This is a genomic window from [Clostridium] scindens, from assembly GCF_019597925.1.
GTDB lineage: Bacteria > Bacillota > Clostridia > Lachnospirales > Lachnospiraceae > Clostridium_AP.
In genome coordinates this window covers 1,468,271-1,489,598 of the sequence record NZ_CP080442.1, presented here as the reverse complement: position 1 = coordinate 1,489,598, position 21,328 = coordinate 1,468,271, and the positions used below count along the sequence as shown (strand labels likewise).

Here is a 21,328-nt window from a genome sequence, read left to right as displayed (position 1 = left end):
GTATCTTCATACACTAATTCTACAATATAGATATCTAGATATAACTGGTAATTTATGGTATATATTTTTTTAAAGAAAGGAAAAACAAATGGGATTAGGGGATATTTTTAGAATTAACGAGTTCAAAGCCGAAATCGCGCGATTACAACAGGAAAATCAGAATTTGATTCAAAATAATCAAAACTTGCAGGATTCTACGGATAGTATGAAAAAAATGCTAGATGAATTGGGCGGATTTGATTATTTTAAAGTCAAAGAAATGACTGATGCATTAGACAAGGAGGCCCATGAAAAACAGATCCGACTCAAATATGAGTATTCTGAAAAGCAGAGAATTGCTGAGGCAGATCTGCAGAAAAAAATAAATGATTTGGACAGAATGATTTCAGATCGGGATGAAAAATGTAAAGAAGTTTTAAATACTTTGAATACTCTTCGTTTAGAAGAAGCGTCACTAAATAAAAAGGTTAAGACGCAGACAAATAAACTTAGCCGCTCGAAAGAACTCGTAAAGGCTATTAACTATACTTTTGATAAATATTTAAATTATGAGCCGCAACAAAGCATATTACGTTTCCCGGACAACGAATTGACTGATCTCGAAGAGATCAGCCCTTCCGTAATCTTAAAATTGCATTGCATGGACGTTAAGGACTTAAGAAAGGCATATAGGGAAAACGACAAGCAAATAGACTCTATTCTAAAAAAATATTCATCCAGATATACTACGAAAGCCAACCAAGCCATTTACCAGTTAATGGTAATTGCATTAAGGGCAGAGTTGCAAAATATTCTCTATAATTTAAAATACGAGAAATTAGATAATTCTATAGAAGATGTGAAATCCGTAACTAAGAAATATCTTAAAATAGCCGGCGATGGAAATCAAAGCATTGCTGGAACACTCACGAAATTTATAGGTGAAATAGAGTACCTGTTTATCAATGCTGTAAAAATCGAATATAATTATTATGTAAAGAAAGAGCAGGCTAGACAAGAACAATTGGCTCTACGCGAGCAAATGAGGCAAGAGGCAGAAGAGCGAAAGGCGTTAGAGGCAGAGCGTAAGAAAGTAGAACAAGAAGAATCGAAATATCAAAGCGAAATTGAAAAACTTAAAGAGCAACTGTCATCAGCAAATGATATTGAACTAGCAAAACTTAATGACCGCATCCTTGAATTACAGTCTCAACTTGCGGATGTTGTAGTAAAAAAAGAAGAAATATCCAACCTTGCTAATGGAAAAGCCGGAAATGTATATATAATCAGCAACCTTGGTTCATTTGGAGATAATGTGTTCAAGATAGGGATGACTCGACGCCTTAATCCCCAGGATCGAGTTAACGAATTAGGAGATGCTTCCGTTCCATTCAAATTTGATGTACATAGTTTTATCTTTTCTGATGATGCTGTAGGGCTTGAAAGCAAACTTCATCAAATTTTAAATAATAATCGCGTAAATAAAGTTAATATGAGAAAGGAGTTTTTCTACACCACAATTGACGAACTCGAAAAATTAGTAACTGATATAGAACCAACTGCTGAATTTAATAAAACCATGTTGGCAGAAGAATTCAGGCAATCCTTATCAAGTGACGAAAACTACTCAATTAGTTATATGCCAGAGGAAGATGAGGAAGAAGAATAATAATAAATAAAACCGCCCCATTTCTGAGACGGTTTCACAGATACTACCTGCCGGACGTGCCGGATGATAGAATCTCCTTCGCAAGAGCATTATATCATTTCTGGATGCGTCCCGCAAGTGGGCGTATTTTTTAAACCTTTTTTAATAGAATTTATAATCAAGGAAGTGATATGATGGGAAAAATAATTCGATGCGCAATCTATGACCGCGTATCTACAGACATCCAGGTTCAGCAGGGACTGTCTCTTGATACGCAAAAGGAACTCTTGACCGAGTATGCGAAAAGCCATGGATATGAGATCGTCGATTACTACATTGATGAGGGGCTGACGGCCAGAAAGAAACTCCAGAATCGGAAAGACTTCATGCGGCTCCTAGATGATATCAAGGCCAATAAGATAGATATTGTTCTTGTAACGAAACTTGACAGGTGGTTCCGCAATGTGAAGGACTACCACAATACGCAGGCCATATTGGAAGAACATAACTGCAACTGGAAAACCATCTTAGAAGACTATGATACTTCAACCGCTGATGGCCAGTTGAAGATCAACATCATGCTGGCCGTGGCACAGAACGAGTCCGATCGGACATCCGAAAGAATCAAGGTAGTCTTCGAGCACAAGAAGCGAAACCAGGAGCACCTTAATGGACCAATTCCATTTGGGTATAAGAATGTAGATAAGCATCTGGCAAAAGACGAGGCTACCAAAAGCATAACCGATGATATCTTCCGGTATTACTTTACCTGCTACTCTAAGCGCGCCACGATTTTTTATTCGCTGGAAAAATATGGAGATCGGTCACCTTCCAAGTACCAGGTGGACCGCATGCTGACAAGCGAAGTGTATGCCGGAATGAGGTATGGTAGGCCTGGATATTGCGAGCCGTACATCACTCCCGAGCAGCACGAGAAGATACTCAGGATATGCCAGTCCAAGACCTATCCTGGCACCAAGGTGCCGTATTTGTTCAGCCAGCTCGTGAAATGCCCTCATTGCGGGGCTACTATGACCGGATATACGAAGCGTCATACCTGTAAAGACGGATCGCGTACAGAGCATAAGCGCTACAGATGCGAGAAGAAACTTACGAAGCATACCGGGCCTTGCATTTCAGAGTCCGTCGTGGAAGAATATATGCTTGCTCATGTATATCCGGAACTACAGCATTGCATATATGAAGTCAAGAGCCTGCAGCAGAAGGCCGCCAAGAAGAAGGACAGCACCTACAGGATCAAGGCCGAATTAGACCGCCTGAATATCCTATTCCAGAAGGGCCGCATAACCATGGAATACTATGATGAGCAATACGAGAAACTGGAAAAGACGTTGGAGAAGGAGCGTCAGGACTCAAAGATTATTACTGTTGAATCCTACCGCCCTATCGAAACGAAACTTAATGGAAACTGGCGCGACGTCTATGAAAGACTGGATTATTCCCATAAGAAGACATTCTGGAAGAGTATTATTGAGGAGATATACATAGATAAGGATACCCACAAGATCTGCGGGTTTAAATTTTTACTCTGATGGTGTAGTAAACTATATAATTCAGTTGAATTCGAGCCAGGCGCGACCAACCTCGAAAAAGAAGGCAAAGGCTATGTTGTTGCCTCTCTCGGAACAGACAGCGGCTATGTGCCATACACTGCCTTCTCCGCAAAGCAGAGTTATATTGACAAGAACCCGGAAGTCATCCAGGGATTTACCAATGCGCTTCAAAAAGGCATGGATTATGTCCAGTCCCACACGCCGGAAGACATTGCCGGCATCATAGCCCCTCAGTTTAAAGAGACCGATCTGGACACGATTACTACGATTGTGGAACGTTACTACGATCAGGATACCTGGAAAGACAATCTGGTATTTGAAGAAGACAGCTTCAACCTTCTGCAGGATATCCTGGAAGACGCCGGCGAACTGGATAAACGTGCGCCGTATGAAGACCTAGTGACAACAGATTTTGCTGATAAGGCTGCAAAATAATCCGGCAGCCCATCTACCTGCTTCCCCTTCAGGCTGAGCATGCTATGCTTCGGCCTGAAGGTTTTTTTCTGTCAGGCATCTGCCCATCTTCTTGCCGGTCTTTGTGGCTGCAAGGCCGCCCATCGCAGTTTCCCGAAGCGATGGAGGAAGCTGCCTTCCCACCTGATACATTGCCTCTACGATCTCATCCATGGGGATAAGAAGCGGCTGGCCTGCCAGCGCAAGATCTGCGGACACTAAAGCGTTTACTGCCTGGGAAGCATTTCTCTGGGCGCAGGGAATCTGTACCAGCCCGGCTACTGGATCACAAACGAGCCCCATAATATTCATCAGTGCAAATCCGCTGGCCGCAATGGACTGCTCTGCGATGCCGCCGCACATCTGGACGGCTGCCGCCGCGGCGATGGCTGCCGCTACCCCGCACTCTGCCTGGCATCCTCCTTCTGCACCGGAAACGGTGGCATTGCGCGTAATAATAGCGCCCAGGCCTCCCGCCGTGATAAAGCCATTCAGAACCGTCTCTTCCTCAAGACTCAGTTCTTCTTTCATCCCAATCAGGACGGCCGGAAGGATTCCGCAGGAGCCAGCGGTGGGCGCGGCGCATACCTTTCCCATGGAAGCGTTTGCCTCGCTGCAGGACAGCGCATAGGCCATGACCCTATTGATGAATGCGCCGCAGATGCCATTGTCCTTGTGATCATGCTGCCTTGCGGACATTCCTGCTATGTAGTTTCCGTCCGGCTCTGAAGGCCTGGCAATATGCTTTTTTACCGCGGACTCCATAATTGCCAGACGTCTTCTGGCCCTGTCATAGATCAGTTCTTTTGGCTCATGGGTAATCCTGATTTCATTTTTCAGTACTGCCTCCCACAAAAGTACGTGGCTGCGGTTGCAGTAATCTTGTAACTCGCTGAAATTATGGTACATTCTATCTTCTCCTTTTTCGTTTAAAACAAGCTGCCATATCTCTTTTCCAGAATTTCTATCTCTCCTCCGCCTACGGATGAGCCAGTCACGGAGACGGTCCGCCCATCCTGCATCAAAAAGTCCATTTTTACCGAATTCTCATGGACGTCTCCCAGATCCGTCGTATAAAATTCATACTTAAGCCCTGACTTGTCAGCCAGTTCATAACTGCGGATGATATTCTCATCCTGTTCGTCCAGGCCCAGCACCCCGGCAAGCAGCGCTTTATCCGTGGCATGTCCTTTATACGTTTTGGCAAATGAGCCGTGCAGCCCAAATGAGACCTTTTTAATCCGGCCACCCGCAATCCTGGCAGCCGCCTTTGACAGCCTGGCAGCCCCTGCCGTATGCGAGCTGGACGGTCCGATCATCACGGGTCCCAGCACGCTGAAAATACTTACATCCATTCGTTCACCTCCTCTGCCTGCGCAAGTTCTGCCATCGCATACGCCATCATGCGCACGGCCTTCTTAAGCAGTTCCACCTCCACCTGTTCATCCGGCTGGTGGATGCAATCCTTCTGTCCCGGGAAAAGCGGCCCGAATGCCGCCATATTGGAAAATGACTTTGCATAGGTTCCGCCTCCGATCGCAACAGGCTTTGCTCCCGCTCCCATCTCCTGCTCGTATACATTCATCAGGGTTTTAATAAGCGCAGATTCTTTGGAGAGGTACATAAGAGGCGAATGTCTTATGCTCTGTATTTCCAGATTCCGGGAACTTACTTTTCTTTCCACTTCTTTTTTTATCCATTCCGGGTCAGCATTGTTGGGATACCGGATATCCAGCGTCAGATATGCCCGGCCTTCCCGGATTCCCAGAATTCCCAGATTAACAGATACGCAGCCGGTCTCCTCGTCTGTATAATCGATCCCAAGGCCTTTTCCTTGCGTCTCATCTCCAATGTAATCCGCAATGAATCTCATCATATCGTCTATCTCGGGTGCCAGTCTTACTTGTGCCAGTTCTTTTGCGGCAGCCACTCCGGCATTGATGCCAAGAGAAGGCGCGGCGGCATGGGCGCTCTTTCCCTTCTTATACATGGAACATGAGCCTCCTTCCGTCAGCATATGGATTTCAAACTCCTCCATAACCACATTAGGCGCGGTACCGCCCCGGAATTTCTGAAGCCTTCCCAGGGTCTCTTTTGACAGTTCGCATCCGATTTCAAATACCAGGCAGCCTTTCTCACAGAAAATAACCGGGAAGCAGGCATCCGGCGTAAATCCTGCCACCGGAAGTTCCTGCTTTCTCTCTTTATAGTACGCGACACAGGACGAGCCGCTTTCCTCGTCCGTCCCCATAATCACGCGGATTCTTCTTTTTAAGTCCACTCCGCTGTGCCTGACTGCGGCAAGCGCGTACAACGCGCCTATCACCGGTCCCTTATCATCCAGCACGCCTCTGCCATACAGCATGCCGTCATATATCTCTGCGCAAAATGGATCATGCGTCCACTCGCCGATAGCCGGCACTACGTCCAGATGTCCCAGCACCGCAACCATCTCTTCTCCGGCCCCATACTCCGCAAACCCGATCCGGCTGTCCAGATTCTCTGTCTTAAATCCCAATTCGTCTGCCTGCTTTAGTGCGTCAAGCAGCGCCAATCTGGGTCCTTCTCCAAAAGGAGCCTCCTTGGAAGGCTCCCCTTTTACACTCTGTATTTGTACGCTTCTTTTGATTCCGTCAAGCATCTGCTTTTCCGTCTGCTCCAGGTACTGGTCAATTCGTCTTTTTATCTCACGCTTCATTTTCTGCTCCTTCATCAGAACTTGCCAATGCCATGATCTTATCGCCTGCCACATAAATGATGAATGTGACAATCATGGAGTTGATCGCCGTCGATCCCCAAGGAATCACGTATGCGATTCCCCCTCCTAAAATGATGGAGATAAAGGCCAGCGGCTTATAGTCCGCAAAGATTTCCGTCCCTTCAAAATGATACTCTTTCTTTTTCCTGCCCAGGTTATAGTCCGCTACGAGCACGGTTCCGATCGGCGGCAGGAAAGTTCCGAGCAAAGATAGAAATCCCACAAAATGATTCTGTATTCCTGTCACTGCCAGCAAGGTAAATACGACGCCGCACACCGCAGATACAATATGCTTGTTGATGCCAGGCTTCACGTTGATAATAGCCAAAGCTGCTGAGTACAGGTTGTTATCATTGCTCGTCCACTGCCCCAGCACGACGATCAGAAGACCAATCGTGCCCATTCCCAGAAGCTGCAGGCCTTCCATTATAGAAGAACTTCTTGTGGCTTTTGCTATGACGAATCCGCCCCAGTTGGCAGCCGCGAATACGATGATTGCCATCAGTACGCCTCTGGTATTATGCATTCTGTTTCTGGCATATCTGGAGATATCCGGCTGCAGCACAGCGCCTGTAATCCAGCCGCCCACCACGATGGTAATCCCTATTCCAATGCCCGCCGGATGTTCCGGATTCTGTGACATGATTGTCTGCATTCCCGTCTGAGATACTGCCATTACTCCGCAGTACAGGCACATGCCCAGCAAAAGCGGCGCTGCCGCCATGCTCAGATAAGTCATCCCCTTATACCCTACGATAGCCGTAGACATCATGAAAATTCCTCCCCAAATTGTAGCAGCCACCGGACTGGTCAGCAGATGCCCGGGAAGCAGAAGGGAGATGGTCTCCCCAAAATAGCCGCACTGATAGGAAAACCAGCCGAGCATGGATATCGCAAGAATGAGGCCTACGATATTCGATCCTTTTCTTCCAAAGGGATGTCTCGCCAGCATGGATGTAGAAACGCCATGATCCGCCCCGATATTTCCGGTAAGCGTGGCGATCACCATCAAGATGACGCAGCCTGCCAGTATCGAAATGACGCCGTCCCTATAAGACATTACCTCAGCCAGCGCCGAACCGGTATACAAGGTTGACATGGCAACGGCCATGCCAGTAGTCACTACCGCAATGTTTAACTGTGTCCTACGCTTATCTGCAGGAACCGGCCTGTCTGGATAATCATAAAACTGATCTTCCACAGGCATCTCCTGCTTTGCATTTTCTCTCATTCTTCTACCCTTTCTTTACTTTCCTTCCATCACAGTCTCTACAGGTACATACTCAATATCCTCAAATCCAAAATACTTCGGACACAGTACATTCTTAATCTTTTCCTCTCTAAGCTGCGGCTTGCATGGAAGCGCCAGAATCGTCACTTCTTTCGCTCCTTTCATCTTAGGATTAGGAATAGGCTCTGCCGTATCTTTGTCAACGATGCAGATCAAATCCGGGCTGGAGACATAAGGCTGTCCGTTTTTCCAGCATACATGGTTTTCATTTTTAAACCAGATTTTAAACTCTTCGTCTTCTATGCTGCGTACTGTAATTGTTCCCCAGTAATATCCTTCTCTATCCTCATCTTCCACCGACACGACCGTTCCTTCTGCAAGAATATAAGCCCCGATCTTCTCCGCCAGTTTCTTTACCATCTGCGTTTCTCCGGCTTCCCTTGCCTCGCGTATAAATCTTCCCACTTCATAGGCTTTCGTCAGCGTGCCTGGAATCACCGTCTCTTTTAACTCCTTGCCTGTCATGACGAATCCTGCCTGTCCTGCCAGGCCATAGCCTCCAGCGCTGATCAGCTTGCCGATTTTTTCGACTACCCGCAGATTCACGGCATCCTTAATGATACACGTATTTCCCCACTCATCCACGGAAGTCACTGGCAGGCATTCCTTTCCGTTCAGATATGGAGTAATCTGAAGGATCTCAGGAATTGCCCTTCCGCAGTAATCTCCATCTACGGCAAGCATGCCCAGGGAACTGCCCGCTGATACAGGACCCGATGTATTGGCTCCCGCAAGTTCGATAGGTACCACGACTCCAAGTTTTTTTCCAGTATAGTCCTCCAGTTCCTGAATCGCCTTGGCAAGCCTCTCCTTTTCTTTGTTGACCCCTTCTGTATATCCAAAGCCTTCCATTTCTTTTATGGTGTACTCGTCATGAGGCGCGATGGATCCCATAAGGAACGGACAGACAGCCAATACGTCATCCGGAATCTCCGTAACATCCGTCCAGCCTACGCTTCCATTCTTCTCAATCTCGCTCATAAGCGAAACGATTCCGTTTTCCGGGAGTCCGCCGCCGCCTGTTGCGTACAGGGTGCACCCCCTGACAAAGTCTTCCACCTGTTCCTGATTGGTTAATTTCATAGTAGCCATTTTTCTACCGCCTTTCTTTATTGTGTTAGGATATGCTGATTCTATGTCAGAAGCGGTCGATTTACAATTGTAATAAAACTAAACAGCACAGCCTGCTGTTATAAAAAAAACAACCCCTTCTACCAAAAAGGGGCTGCTTTTTTTGTCAGTTTTCACCAATACGCAGGCAGGCTTCCCGCAGCGCTGTCATATACAGCGCGCTCAAGTCTTCCGGCGACTTAATATTCATCTGGAGCAGATCTTCTATTTTCTTAATGCGGTATTGGACCGTATTATAGTGGACAAACATATTTTCCGCTGCTTTCTTAAGGTTCATCGCATGGTTCAGCATCACTTCCAGCAGTGTATCCACAATACTGCTGTTATTTTTCTCATCATAATCCTTTAAGACGGACAGCATGGAATCATAGAGGCAAAGCACTTGCTTCTCCTTGCCTTCCGCAAGCAGTCTGTATTGCATGCACATCTGCAATTCGTATCTGCCCAATGCCTTCCTCTTTCCATATATCCTTCCCAGAAATGCGTAGAATTCTACGGCCCTGGGCAGCAGAAGGAACAGTTCTTTTTCCATATTCGTATGGCAAGCCAGCAATATAGCCTCTCCAGGAAGTTCCGCCTCCAGCGTATGAAAGAATTCCAGAATGGGAAACGCATACGCCGTAAACATCAGAAATACCTTAACTTTCTGGTATCCGCTTTTCACCAGCCGGACTCCGTGCCACTTGGCTGTTTCCTCTGCAAATTCCTGAAATTTCTCGAAGGCCTCTTCTGGCATGTCCTCCGACAGCAGAAAGAATCCTCTGATTTTCCCAAGGTCGATTCCCTGCTCTTTTGCGAGAGTCTGGGCATATTCCTCTCTCCCCCGGACAATTGCCCGGATCAGTTCCTTCTTGCTCTGGGATACCAGCTCGTTCTGCCAAAGTTCCAGAGAAAATTCCAGAATAGAAAATACAGAATACTTCACGCTTTTCTCAATCTCTACACCCTCGTTCTCGCAGAAGCAGAGCCAGAACTGCTCTTTGATAAACCGCACTCTCTTACATTCAAAATCCTTGAGTTCTTCTAAGACTGCCGTTCTTAAGTATTCCTGGCGTTCCCCGGCAGCAAACGCTGCCGACCTTCTCTCATTCAGAATTACAACGGATATTCCGTACTGGCCGCTGATGTAAGCCAGCCCTTCTTGCAGCGATTTTCCATCCTGTACCATTTTAAGCAGTTCGTTTATATTCTCCCTCTCCCGCTTCTCCTGTTGCTTGCCTTTCTGCAGCAGCAAGGCTGTTACCTCCGATATCACAGAAGAGTATTCCAGCCGCTTTCCCCTCTTTCCCCGAGGACAGATCAAGGGAAAACTAAGCTGGTCGCAGAGTCTAAGCACCTCTGCATCAAGATTGCGGATTACCTCGCCCACGTAGAACAATACGAGCCCCGAGGCCTTGCACTTCTTAAGCACTTGAACCAGAAGCAGCTGCTTCTCTAGATCATCCCTGATATCATTGCAAGCGCTCAGTACCAGATCTCCCTCGTGAATGCTCAGCAGATCGCTGCCCTGGTCATCCAGATCCGTAATTTCGAGCACGGTGACTCCTTTTACCTTCGTATGCCTTCCTTCTTTCCCTGCCGCGAAATTGCTTTCCGCAAGAGCAGGGAGTTTCATGACTGCCTGTATATCAATCTGCATAGTAGTGTTTATATGATATTACCTTTGAATACTCATACATTTCCTTTCTCTATTATTCGGATCATCTTCTAAAATACAACAGTAAAGATGGGTATCAACTAATCTTACATTGATACCCATCTTTACTTTGATTCTTCAATCATTCTTACCTCTTTCTCCTGTATACAGGGTCTGGTAATTTTTTTACTGATTCCTCTTAACCTCCTCTTCTGGCATTCCATCTTCCGGCATATAACTTTCCCGTTACTGTTTCAATCTTTTGATCTCCATCTCACGGTACTCTGCTTTCCGATCTGTGCCTTCCTCAAGTCCATTAACCTGAATCAGCATTCATAGTTTAATTCTTTGGCGGTCTGTACCTCCCTTTCATAAACTATAATTTGAATCTGCATCTTCACATTTATAATTATTTTATTTTGAAACTATGATTTATCCTCTGATAAAATATCTTTCCAAAATCCTTTATAAATGATACAATGCTCTTCAAATCTTTGAAATAATAAACTGACTCCAAACGAATATACTATAGAACTATTTGTTTTTTTGCCTCGTCTATTATTTGTTTATAATATTAGTATATTTCCACTGATTTGTCAATATGTTTTTCAATTATTTTTATATTTTCTGTTACTCTATCATTTCACTTTCTATATTCAGTCTCCTCAGCTCCCGAATACTATAAAAAAGGCCCCCGCAGCAAGCTGCAGGAAGCCTTCTTCTCCTATGCCTCCAGTTTTCCCATTCGCTCTGTAATATACTCGCGAATCTTTTCCTTAGGTATTGCAAGAGCCACAGCCAGTTCCCCATACAGGAACTGCTCTGCGATGCTCAGGTATTTATCGTCTACATTTATTGATTTTTTCCCGGAAGACAAACGATCCATCTTGCGCAGATAGGATGTCTTGATAATCGCGATCCATTCCTTGCATTGATTCTTAAATACCGCTTCCTTATATAAGGATTCCCGCTTCTTCTCGTCTGTCACCCACAGCGCTTCAATATTCGGGATATCCTCTATCAAAGCCTGGGCTTCGTCGTGAGTGATGACTCCCCGTATCTGGTTTCTTTCGTTGGCAACTGGCATATACAATGTTCCACCGGTATCATATAATGGCTTCAGCGTATAATATTCCTTCTTCCTGTCTGAACATCTCATGTCCAGTTTTCCGATATCAATTACTTCACAGACCCCTTCTTTATAATGAGTTACATAATCACCAATCTTAAACACATAATTCCCTCCTGTTCGGACCTACATCTATGAAGTTCTTTTTATACCGACATAATTCCTCTATACGCTATATTATATCATGCAAATTTTTTTGATGTAAGAATATTTTTGTAAAAACTTTCTCCGTCACCTCCGTATGCCACCCCGAATATGTCTGCGATCGTCTGCGCGATATCAGCAAAACTGCTTCTGGTGCCAAGGTCGATTCCTTTCTTTAGATTCCTGCCGTAACACAGGCAGGGCGTATATTCCCTGCTGTGATCCGTGCCTTTAAAGCCTGGGTCGCACCCATGGTCAGCCGTAATCATCAGCAGATCCTCAGGCCCCATCTTCTCCATCAGCCGCCCAATCTGGATATCCACTTCATTGAGCGCCGCTACATACCCGTCGATATCATTCCTGTGCCCGTACATCATGTCAAAGTCGACCAGATTCACGAAGCACAGCCCTTCGAAATCTCTGTCTGTCAATTCCAGGGTTCGTTCCATATTCCGGGTATTCCCTTCATTGGGATAGGTCTCGGTTATCCCTTTTCCTGCAAAGATATCATAGATCTTGCCTACGCCGATGACCGCATATCCTGCCTCCCTAAGCGCATCCAGAATCGTCTGTCCTGGCGGTTCCAGGGAAAAATCATGGCGGTTCACCGTCCTTGCATAATCCGGATATTCTCCAACAAAGGGCCTTGCGATCACGCGTCCTACGCCGTGCTCGCCTTTCAGTATGGCTCTTGCCTTCCGGCAGTCCTCATATAATTCTTCCAGAGGGATCACATCTTCATGGGCCGCAACCTGGAATACGCTATCCGCGGAAGTATAGACGATCAGTTTTCCGGTACGGACATGCTCCCTTCCATAATCCCGTATTACATCTGTCCCGGAGTATGGAAGATTACACAGCGTTCCTCTTCCGGTGCTCATTTCAAATTCCTCAATAATTTCCTCCGGAAATCCATGGGGATAGGTAGGCATTGCTTTTTCTGACACGACGCCCGCGATCTCCCAGTGCCCTACCGTCGTATCCTTTCCTGCCGACTTCTCCTGCATACGGCCATAACATCCGGCCACCTCTTTCCCCGGATTGTAAAAAGATGTCCCCTGGATATTATAGATGCCTAAGGCTTCCAGGTTCGGCACCTTCAGTTTGCCGCTTCGGACACAGGTGCCAAATGTATCGCATCCGACATCGTCAAACTTGCCCGCATCCGGCGCTTCGCCTACTCCAACGCTGTCCAGTACAATCAGGAATACTCGTTTTCCCATAGAATCATGCTCCTTTTTACATGCTTTTTTATACATGCCATTTTTATACATGCAGCTTCTTATGCATCTCTTCCTTGAACTCCCGTCCCTTAAACAGGATAAGCGCAAGCAGGAATAAGAAGCTGAATCCCACGCACACCACCGCCGGGGCAGTAAACGTGATGACCTTTGTCAATAATAGTATGAACGGAAGTAGAATCCCGTATCCCGCTGCCATGACATAATAGATCATATACTCCCGCGGCGAATGGGATTGAATCTTTGATATGATCATCATGGAGATCTGGATGATTATGCATACGCCCGGCAACACATAATTCACCGACCATCCATGCCATCCGGTGCACAAGTCCCATAGGATACACCCAATCGTCACCACAAGCAGCTGCCACATGGCGTTCTTAAGCAGGTTATGCCGCTTCAGATATCCCACGGCCAGGGCAAACCACATGCTAAGCGCCCCCGCCGCGACAAATGCTGCCCAGTACCTTTCAGGCGTAAATATGGCATTTCCCATGATCCCTATGACGACTGCCGCGATGCAGCAGAATGAGAACACCTTAAAGAACTTCATTCCTTCATAATTCGGCTTTACCTCTTCCGGGAAATCCGGCTTTTCAATCTTGCTGGGAATTCCTAGTTCCTCCAAGATACGGTAAAAATTACGCTGGATATTGGAACTGTCATACCGGGATGTGAAGCCAAAGGAAAGCACATCCTGAAATGAGCAGACGCACAGTTCAACCTTCGGCGTGCTTGTATAGACGCCGAAGCGCTCGATATACGGCGTATATTCCTTTGGCATCCTGACCGCGCTCATATTGGAAAAGATTGCCGTCACTTCCTTTTCTGCCATCTTTGCTCCTACTTTTATGCAGGGATTCTTAAGTTCCAGAGGCGCCCATCTTAGAATCCTATTCTTCTCGAAGGCGATTAATTCATTCATTCCACGGGCAATCTGTTCCTTTTTTAGATTTTCATCAAAATATTCTTTTACTTCTTCCAATATCTGCGAAAATTCGTCACGGCCTTCTCCAAATTTGTGGAATGGCTCAATATATCCGAAAAAGTTCAGCATGGAATCCGATGGAAATACCTTCCTCAGATTCACCGGCACCATCAATATTACCGGCCGCTTTTCCTGAAGCTTGGACATCTCCTCATGGATCGCGCACAGATAGACTGCCGTAAGCAGCACCGTCATAGACACGCCCTTTTCCCGGGATACCGCAAGCACATCTTTTACCGATGCCGTGCCTTCGATTACGCGTAACTCGTCATATTCTTTGCGCATCTTTTTTATCTGGTAGGCATGCGGCTTTTTCTTTTTGCTCCTTTTCATATCCGGATTGTAATATTTGCTGAAACTGTCGTCTTCCTGATCGCGTATCGTAACCTTTTCATCCGTCAGTATCACATCTGCAAGGCCATCCTCCTGGTGCGCGAGATGCAGGTAATTCTTCACCAGTTCCCGCAAAAACTGGGTAGCCCCGGTTCCGTCCGTCAAGGCGTGGAACACTTCAAAATTGATCCGGTTGTGATAATATGTCACTTCAAACAGAAGCGCCTTCTTGTCTCTTACATACAGGCAGCTGCAGGGCTCCTTGTACTCTTCTCTAACAACCGGCCTTAGCTCGCTCTTTTCCAGGTAATGCCAGAACAGCCCCTTTCGCATGACAGACAGGAATACCGGATATCGTTTGACCGTCCGGTTTAATGCCTCCTGCAAAAGTTCTGGATCGATCTCTTCTTTCAATATGCAGTAGAACCGGAATACCCGGGTATCTTTCGGACTGCTTGTGGCGGAAAATAACTTCGCTGCATTATCCAGATTCCTCCAATATGCCCTTTTTTGCTGAAACACTGGCTAGTCCTCCCTTAAAAACTGATTGATAATCTCAAAACTTTCCTGGACATGGTAATACTTGATTCCAAGAGCAAAATACCCGTGGAGCGCGTCCTTGATCCGGTGGATCTCCACTTCGTTTCCGGCATTGGCAAGCCGCTTGCCGTATGCTTCCCCTTCATCTCTGAGGGGGTCATATTCTGCTGTAAGGATCAATGTCTTTGGCTGATTCGAAAAATCCCGCTCCCTTAGAGGCGCGAAATATTTATTTTTCTTATCCTCCTCGCAGGAAGCATACAGATTGATATAATCCTGCATCTTTCCGGCTGTCAGAAGATAATCGCTCCCATTCTCCCGCACGGAGCGAAAAGGCGTATTCTCCCCATAGTCGCAGTACGTAGCCGGATAAATCAGGATCTGCCGCTTTGGCAGGAATTCTCCCTTATCTCTTGCCATCAGCGACAATGCTGCCGCAAGATTTCCTCCCGCGCTGTCTCCGATCAGCGTAATCCTATCCGGGTCCGCCTCCAGAATGAAGCGATTCGTATACACGGCCTTGGCCACCGCATAGCAGTCATTTAAGCCAATCGGGAACTTATATTCCGGGGCCAGCCGGTAGCCCACGGATACCACGATATGATTCGTGGCCTCCGCCATTCTGGCACAGATGCGCTCGTAATTATCGATGCTCTCAGTGACCCAGCCACCGCCATGGAAGAACAGCATGACCGGCAGGCCTTCCGTCTCCTTTTCCCTTGGCAGGTAGATCCTTACCGGAATCTCATAGTCATCATTATATATCTTATAATCCATGGTACGGTAGAATATCTTCATAGGATCGATCGCCTTAAGATTCGCGAGATGCCGGGAAGCCTCTACCTCTATTCCGTCAAACGACAGTGCTTTTAGTACCATTCTCATTGATCTGTTAATTGCCATTGTCTTCTCCATTTCTAATTGTATCAAGCAGGCAAAACTCGGAGACGCTAAATAGTCCCCTGGGCGTGATCCGCAGTTGTGGTATCACCGGAAGAGCCATGAAAGACAGGGTTATGAATGGCTCCATCCCCTTCGGAACGCCCATCTGATGCGCTTTTGCCAGCATCTTCTTAAGCGTGGCATTGACATTTTCATATCCTGCGTCGCTCATAAGCCCCATGATTGGAAGCGCCAGCGTCATAGACACCGCTCCATTCTCGACGATGGTATAGCCGCCCTGGGTGCGTACCAGCTCGTTGACCGCCAGTTCCATATCCGCATCATTATCTCCTACGACGATGATATTGTGGGAATCATGGGAGACGCTGGAAGCGATGGCGCCGCCGCGAAGCCCGAACCCGGACAGGATGCCGACTCCGGTTCTGCCGGTTCCTTTATGCCGCTCGATCACGGCAATCTTATTGAATTCTTGGTCTGCCTCGAACTCCTTCTCTCCCGGAACCTGGCATACAAGGTCCTTCGTGGTGATCTGTCCTTCCTCCATCTGGATGACATGCGCACGCTTCCCTTGCAGCGGAAGCTTCAGGCATTCTTTTGAGAAGTTCTCCAGATGTATCGTGTGCTTCAGTCCACTCGGGCATTCTCTTCTCTTATCCAGTTCATTCCCGCCTGCTTTCTTCCCTTTAAAGAACACTTCGCTGACATTCATGCTGCATAGATCATCCAGCACCACGATGTCGGCCTGGTATCCCGGCGCAATCGCCCCGATATGCCGAAGCCCATAGCATTTTGCCGCATTGACCGTGGCCATCTGGATTGCCTGTACGGCAGGGATGCCTAATTCCACGGCCTTCTTAACGTTATAATTAATATGCCCATCTTTTTGAATCTCTTCTATATGCTTGTCGTCCGTACAGAAGCAGAAGCCTTCCGTACTGATTCCATGCTCTACGATTCCCTTCACGATTGCCTCCAGATTCCTGGCGGCGCTGCCTTCCCGGATTAAGATCTGCATGCCTAAGCGGCGTTCTTTCAGCGCATAATCAAAGTCCGTGCATTCATGATCCGTAGCGATTCCAGCCATTGCATACGCTGCCATATCCTCGTCGCCAAGCCCTGGCGCATGGCCATCCAATGTCCTCCCCTGAAATAGATCCAGTTTCTCGTGCATCCTGGCATCCCCGCTTACCACGGATACATAGTCCATCACTTCCCCCAGGCCGAGTATCCGGGGATGATCCAGATAAGGCTTCATCTTATCGGCCGTAAATTCACATCCATTATCATCAAATTCCGTAGACGGCACGCAGGAAGGCATCATCACATACACATTCGCCTCCACATTCTCGGTCTGTTCCAGTATATAGTCAATTCCCGCCGCCCCTGATACATTGGCAGATTCATGGGGATCCACAATATAGGTCGTGGTGCCGCACTGCACCGCCTGGCCAATCAGTTCAGAAGGCGTCACCAGCGTAGACTCCAGATGGAGATGGCTGTCGATGAATCCCGGACAGAGGTATTTTCCCTCCATATCTCTTTCCTCAATTCCATCAAATTGGCCTACGCCCACGACGATGCCCTCTGCTATAGCCACATCCCCTTTGATGACTTCTCCGGTAAATACATTGACCACATTTGCATTCTTAAGCACAAGTTCTGCCTTCGCATTCTTCTTTGCCGCCTCTGCGCACAGACGGTATCTTTCCAGTTCCATAACTGCCCCTCCTTGACTATTCTAAGCACGCGCGTTGATGCTACCTGATATATCCTTCCTGGAATGCCTTTGCCTTATTATAGGCATACAGTTCCGCCATTGTTGCCTCCGCATATGGATTCACAAAGAAGATCCCCACTATCCCGCAGGTGATCAGGGACAGGAAGTACCAGCCCAGAAAAGAAAGCGTAAGTTCAAATGCCTTCAGTTTTTCCCCATCCATCATCCGCTTGCTGATCGCAAAAGCCGATTTTCTATCCATTGCCGGATTCTCCGCCAGGATATAAGGCACCATAAGATACTCATAAATCTTGACAATTCCCGGTATTACTAAAAGCAGAGTCCAAAGGGATATAAACAGGTCCCTCAGAAATATTGTCAGCACGATATTCCCGTAATGTCCGGACTTGAATCCGTCAAATATGGTGGCCACATCCGGGGTTCCATTCTTATTCAATATAAAGAAACGCTTGCCGCCGACTTCCAGAAGATTCCCTATAAATATCCGAAGCAGCGCGACAAGCAGAGCCACCAGCAATATGACGATGCCCATTGCCACCCCGACCCTGGGAAAATATCTGGTATAGCTGTGACTGTAAAGATGATGGCCGCTGTTATAATAATTGGTGGCAGATATCGAATATCTCCGGTTCCCCCAGGAACTGCCTACGCTAAAAACGGCTGACACCACCATCATAATAAAAGTTACGCCTACGCAAGGCCAGTAATTTCTCTGAAAAGCAAACTTTCCATTCCTCTTCAATTGTTCTCTAGTCCACATAATCTCATGCCCTCCCTAAATGTTACTCCTATTATACTCTAAGTCAGCATACATTGCCAGAACATATCAAAAAAGGACCAATCCGGCAGTTCCTTAAAAGGATTGCCGGATCGGTCCGGATAACGCTGTCTTGATCCATCTATATATTTCTGGCCAATTCATACGCATTCCATATTGCGTACATGATGTTGCTCACCTGTTCCGCATCCCCGAGCAGATGCACGTATGGCATGGATGCCTTGATTTCTTCATAAATTCCTCGTTCAGGCGCATAGCCTACCGCGCAGATTACCGTGTCGGCAGAGATCGTCTTCTCTCCGTCCGGAGTCTTTACCCGGTAGCCTTCTGCCGTCTTTTCCGTCACGCAGCTGCCGGTAAGAATATCGATCTTATGGAATTTCAGCAGATCTTGAAGCATATCCTTATTCGCCGAGCATAAAGGCCCGCCCACGCTTAAGATATCCTGCATAAGTTCCACGATGGTGACATCTACGTTCCTGTCCTTTTTCAGCCACAGGGCAGTCTCGCATCCAACCAGTCCTCCGCCGATAATAATCGTAGATTTTCCCGCATCCGCCTTCTCTGTGAGGACATCCTCGGCAGCAAGCATCTCTGCTCCCGGAATCTTCAGCATCTTCGGGTTAGAGCCCGTAGCCAGAATGATCTCGTCCGCCTTGGACGCTTTTAATTCTTCTATGGTAATCGTCTTATTAAGCTGTACATCGACTCCAAGTTTCTTTAACTGGAGATCATACCAGCGGATCAAGGCATGGTCGTCTTCTTTGAATCCAGGCGCTCCGCCTGGGATCAAATTGCCGCCCAGAGATGAGGCCTTCTCGCATAAGGTCACCTTATGGCCCCTCATCGCGCTGACTCTGGCTGCTTCCATTCCTGCAACTCCGCCTCCCACGATCAATATCTCCTTGGATGCCATAGCCGGTGTCAGGCCATACTCCGCCTCCCGGCCACACGCAGGATTGACAGCGCAGGAAATCTGAGCGTAGGCCGCCAGCCTTCCCATACATCCTTCCTGGCAGGAAAGGCAGGGACGTACCTCTTCAAATTCTCCACGCATGATCTTGTTCGGAATATCCGGGTCTGCAAGGAGCGGCCTCCCAAGAGCGATCATATCCGTCTGGCCCTTCCTTATAGCTTCGCTGGCCAGATCCGGATTTTCCATACGTCCTGCCGTAATGACCGGAACGTCAACCACCGTCTTGAGAATTTCATTGTAAGGAAGATACATTCCTTTCTCATGATACATCGGCGGATGGTTCCAGTACCAGGAATCATAGGTGCCTACATCCGCGTTCAACGCATCGTAGCCTGCTTCTACAAGAAGTCTTGCAGCCTCTTTTCCTTCTTCGATGTCCCGTCCCTTTTCCTGGAATTCTTCGCCTGGAAGCGCGCCCTCTCTCCAGTCTTTTACGAAACTCTTGAGACTGTATCTGAGGGAAACCGGATAATCCTGGCCGCATTCCTGCTTGATCGCCTGCACGATCTCCGTCGCAAACCGGAGTCTGTTTGCCAGAGAACCGCCATATTCATCCGTCCTCTGATTGTAGAATGAGATTGCAAACTGGTCCAGCAGATATCCTTCATGAACGGCATGGATCTCAACGCCGTCGAATCCCGCCTTTTTACAGACTGCCGCTGCCTCGGCAAACTTTCTGATATAAGTATGTATCTCTTCTACCGTAAGTTCCCGGCAGATGACATCATCCAGAAACCGGTGCGGAATAGGGGATGGCCCTACCGCCACCTTCCCTACGATGCTTGGGATGCTGACTCTCCCGAAGCCTCCGGAAAGCTGGGAAAATATTTTTGCCCCATAGGCATGGACTCTTTCTGTCATTGGCTTTGCCGTCTTGATAAAGTTTAATGGATTGACGGTAGGACAAGGCATAGAAGGCATCACGCATTTCTCGATCTCATTCTCCACATAGGTAACGCCCGTCATAATCAGCCCGGTACCGCCCTGGGCACGCCTTACATAGTACTCCACACCTTTTTCATTATAGCAGCCCTGCTCATCGCAGAGTCCGCCGGGCCCCATCGGAGCCATGACATATCGGTTCTTTAATTCAAGCTTGCCGATCTTGATAGGTTCGAACAATATCTTATGATTCTCTTTCATCATAATTCTTTACCCCTTTGCATTCATATTCAATAGTTGCAAAAGATTGGATCCATCTTTCTTTAAGTTCATCCTATCATATAAAGTTCCTTTACTTGCAAGCCTTAATTGGGAATTATTTAACAAATTGGCATCCACAGTTCCACATAGGTATGCAGATGCTGGCCTCTCTCCACTTCGACAAGAAGGATCTTCCCCCACGGCTGGCCGCAGACCTGAAAGTTTCTGCCCTTAGCATACTCATATGCGCCGTGGAAGCACTTCTGGGGATGGAATGCAAAATCATCCTCTGCCTTTACAATCGTGTGGAGGCAGGAAGCCGCGTTAAGCCTCAGAACTTTAAGCCCCATCGGGAGTTGTTCCTTCAAGGGGCTGTCAGCGTCGATGATATAGCCAAAGCCACTGCTCTCATCCGAACTTCTGCGCACGGCAAGGCAGACTTCCGGCATATTCTTTACCCACTGCTTTACCATGTCCTGCCTGTCACGTTCTTTCGGAAGCCAGCCGCCGATGTCATCCTGTGCAAAGATGATCCCCGGGGACTTGTCAAACTCATATCTTCCGTTCAGTCTCTCAATCAATTGGATGCTTTTGATATGCTCCTTTATATTAGCGGCCAGTTCCTGATAATGACGCGCTTTTTCAAGAGCCGCGTTCCTTGCCTCTATCTCCCTTTCGCAGATCTTCTTCCAGTTATTTTCTTCGCCGCTGAACTGCGTTACGATCTGTTTCATCGGAATCTCCATGGACCGGTATTTTGTGTAGGAAAGAAGCCGGAATACATCCTCTTCATTATAATAGCGGTGCCCGTTCTTCTCTTTTCCCACGTTGATCAGATGCTCTTTTTCAAAATACCGGATCGCGCTGGTCGTAATTCCCAGTATCCTGGCAATATCCGTTATTCCACATTTCATTCAAAGGACCTCCAGACCTAAAGTTGCT

General features: G+C 47.2%; 16 protein-coding genes and 1 pseudogene. 3 read left to right on the top strand and 14 right to left on the bottom strand.

Features of this window, described 5'->3' with window-relative positions; translation table 11 throughout:
* The first annotated feature begins 88 nt into the window (after positions 1 to 88).
* The 3 genes and pseudogenes from K0036_RS07065 to K0036_RS07055 form a co-directional block, all read left to right on the top strand.
* Positions 89 to 1,648 carry a GIY-YIG nuclease family protein gene (locus tag K0036_RS07065; protein WP_009249694.1) on the top strand — a complete coding sequence of 520 codons (1,560 nt, stop codon included), beginning with the start codon at positions 89 to 91 and terminating at the stop codon, positions 1,646 to 1,648.
* Positions 1,649 to 1,821: 173 nt separating this feature from the next.
* Positions 1,822 to 3,180: a recombinase family protein gene (locus K0036_RS07060; protein ID WP_243749024.1), complete on the top strand. Its 1,359-nt coding sequence runs from the start codon at positions 1,822 to 1,824 to the stop codon at positions 3,178 to 3,180.
* Positions 3,181 to 3,201: 21 nt separating this feature from the next.
* A pseudogene (locus tag K0036_RS07055) lies at positions 3,202 to 3,636 on the top strand (ABC transporter substrate-binding protein); the annotation flags it as partial.
* A 42-nt stretch (positions 3,637 to 3,678) separates the two neighbouring features.
* Here K0036_RS07055 and sdaAA read toward each other — a convergent pair.
* The 14 genes from sdaAA to K0036_RS06985 all read right to left on the bottom strand — a co-directional run bounded on the left by sdaAA (position 3,679) and on the right by K0036_RS06985 (position 21,300).
* Entirely contained in the window at positions 3,679 to 4,563 is an 885-nt protein-coding gene (gene sdaAA, locus K0036_RS07050) for an L-serine ammonia-lyase, iron-sulfur-dependent, subunit alpha (RefSeq protein WP_220431049.1), read from the bottom strand.
* A gap of 20 nt (positions 4,564 to 4,583) precedes the next feature.
* A complete protein-coding gene (sdaAB, locus tag K0036_RS07045; RefSeq protein ID WP_025644045.1) occupies positions 4,584 to 5,009 on the bottom strand; it encodes an L-serine ammonia-lyase, iron-sulfur-dependent subunit beta in 426 nt (141 codons plus the stop codon).
* Entirely contained in the window at positions 5,000 to 6,352 is a 1,353-nt protein-coding gene (locus K0036_RS07040; protein ID WP_220431048.1) for a Sapep family Mn(2+)-dependent dipeptidase, read from the bottom strand. The genes sdaAB and K0036_RS07040 overlap by 10 nt, the downstream gene beginning before the upstream one ends.
* Complete coding sequence (locus tag K0036_RS07035; RefSeq protein WP_220431047.1) at positions 6,342 to 7,643, bottom strand: purine-cytosine permease family protein; 1,302 nt, start codon at positions 7,641 to 7,643, stop codon at positions 6,342 to 6,344. Before K0036_RS07035 ends, K0036_RS07040 begins: the two co-directional genes overlap by 11 nt.
* A gap of 15 nt (positions 7,644 to 7,658) precedes the next feature.
* Positions 7,659 to 8,795, bottom strand: a complete 1,137-nt coding sequence (locus K0036_RS07030; protein ID WP_220431046.1) for a DUF917 domain-containing protein — start codon at positions 8,793 to 8,795, stop codon at positions 7,659 to 7,661.
* 145 nt (positions 8,796 to 8,940) lie between these two features.
* Positions 8,941 to 10,473 carry a PucR family transcriptional regulator gene (locus K0036_RS07025; RefSeq protein ID WP_220431045.1) on the bottom strand — a complete coding sequence of 511 codons (1,533 nt, stop codon included), beginning with the start codon at positions 10,471 to 10,473 and terminating at the stop codon, positions 8,941 to 8,943.
* Between the two features lie 721 nt (positions 10,474 to 11,194).
* Positions 11,195 to 11,704 carry a CarD family transcriptional regulator gene (locus K0036_RS07020; protein WP_220431044.1) on the bottom strand — a complete coding sequence of 170 codons (510 nt, stop codon included), beginning with the start codon at positions 11,702 to 11,704 and terminating at the stop codon, positions 11,195 to 11,197.
* Between the two features lie 77 nt (positions 11,705 to 11,781).
* The gene (locus K0036_RS07015) at positions 11,782 to 12,966 is read right to left on the bottom strand and encodes a phosphopentomutase (RefSeq protein ID WP_025644054.1); all 1,185 of its coding nucleotides are present in this window, start codon (positions 12,964 to 12,966) and stop codon (positions 11,782 to 11,784) included.
* Positions 12,967 to 13,009: 43 nt separating this feature from the next.
* Entirely contained in the window at positions 13,010 to 14,830 is a 1,821-nt protein-coding gene (locus K0036_RS07010; protein ID WP_220431043.1) for a DUF6320 domain-containing protein, read from the bottom strand.
* A gap of 3 nt (positions 14,831 to 14,833) precedes the next feature.
* Entirely contained in the window at positions 14,834 to 15,751 is a 918-nt protein-coding gene (locus K0036_RS07005) for an alpha/beta hydrolase (RefSeq protein ID WP_025644058.1), read from the bottom strand.
* Entirely contained in the window at positions 15,741 to 17,468 is a 1,728-nt protein-coding gene (gene ade / locus K0036_RS07000) for an adenine deaminase (protein ID WP_220431042.1), read from the bottom strand. Before ade ends, K0036_RS07005 begins: the two co-directional genes overlap by 11 nt.
* Before the next feature lie 40 nt (positions 17,469 to 17,508).
* Positions 17,509 to 18,249 (bottom strand): DUF975 family protein, encoded by a 741-nt coding sequence (locus K0036_RS06995; protein ID WP_025644061.1) that lies wholly within the window; start codon positions 18,247 to 18,249, stop codon positions 17,509 to 17,511.
* Between the two features lie 139 nt (positions 18,250 to 18,388).
* Positions 18,389 to 20,389, bottom strand: coding sequence for an FAD-dependent oxidoreductase (locus K0036_RS06990; protein ID WP_330627254.1), 2,001 nt, complete (start codon positions 20,387 to 20,389; stop codon positions 18,389 to 18,391).
* 116 nt (positions 20,390 to 20,505) lie between these two features.
* A complete protein-coding gene (locus K0036_RS06985) occupies positions 20,506 to 21,300 on the bottom strand; it encodes a MerR family transcriptional regulator (RefSeq protein ID WP_220431041.1) in 795 nt (264 codons plus the stop codon).
* Positions 21,301 to 21,328: the final 28 nt, after the last annotated feature.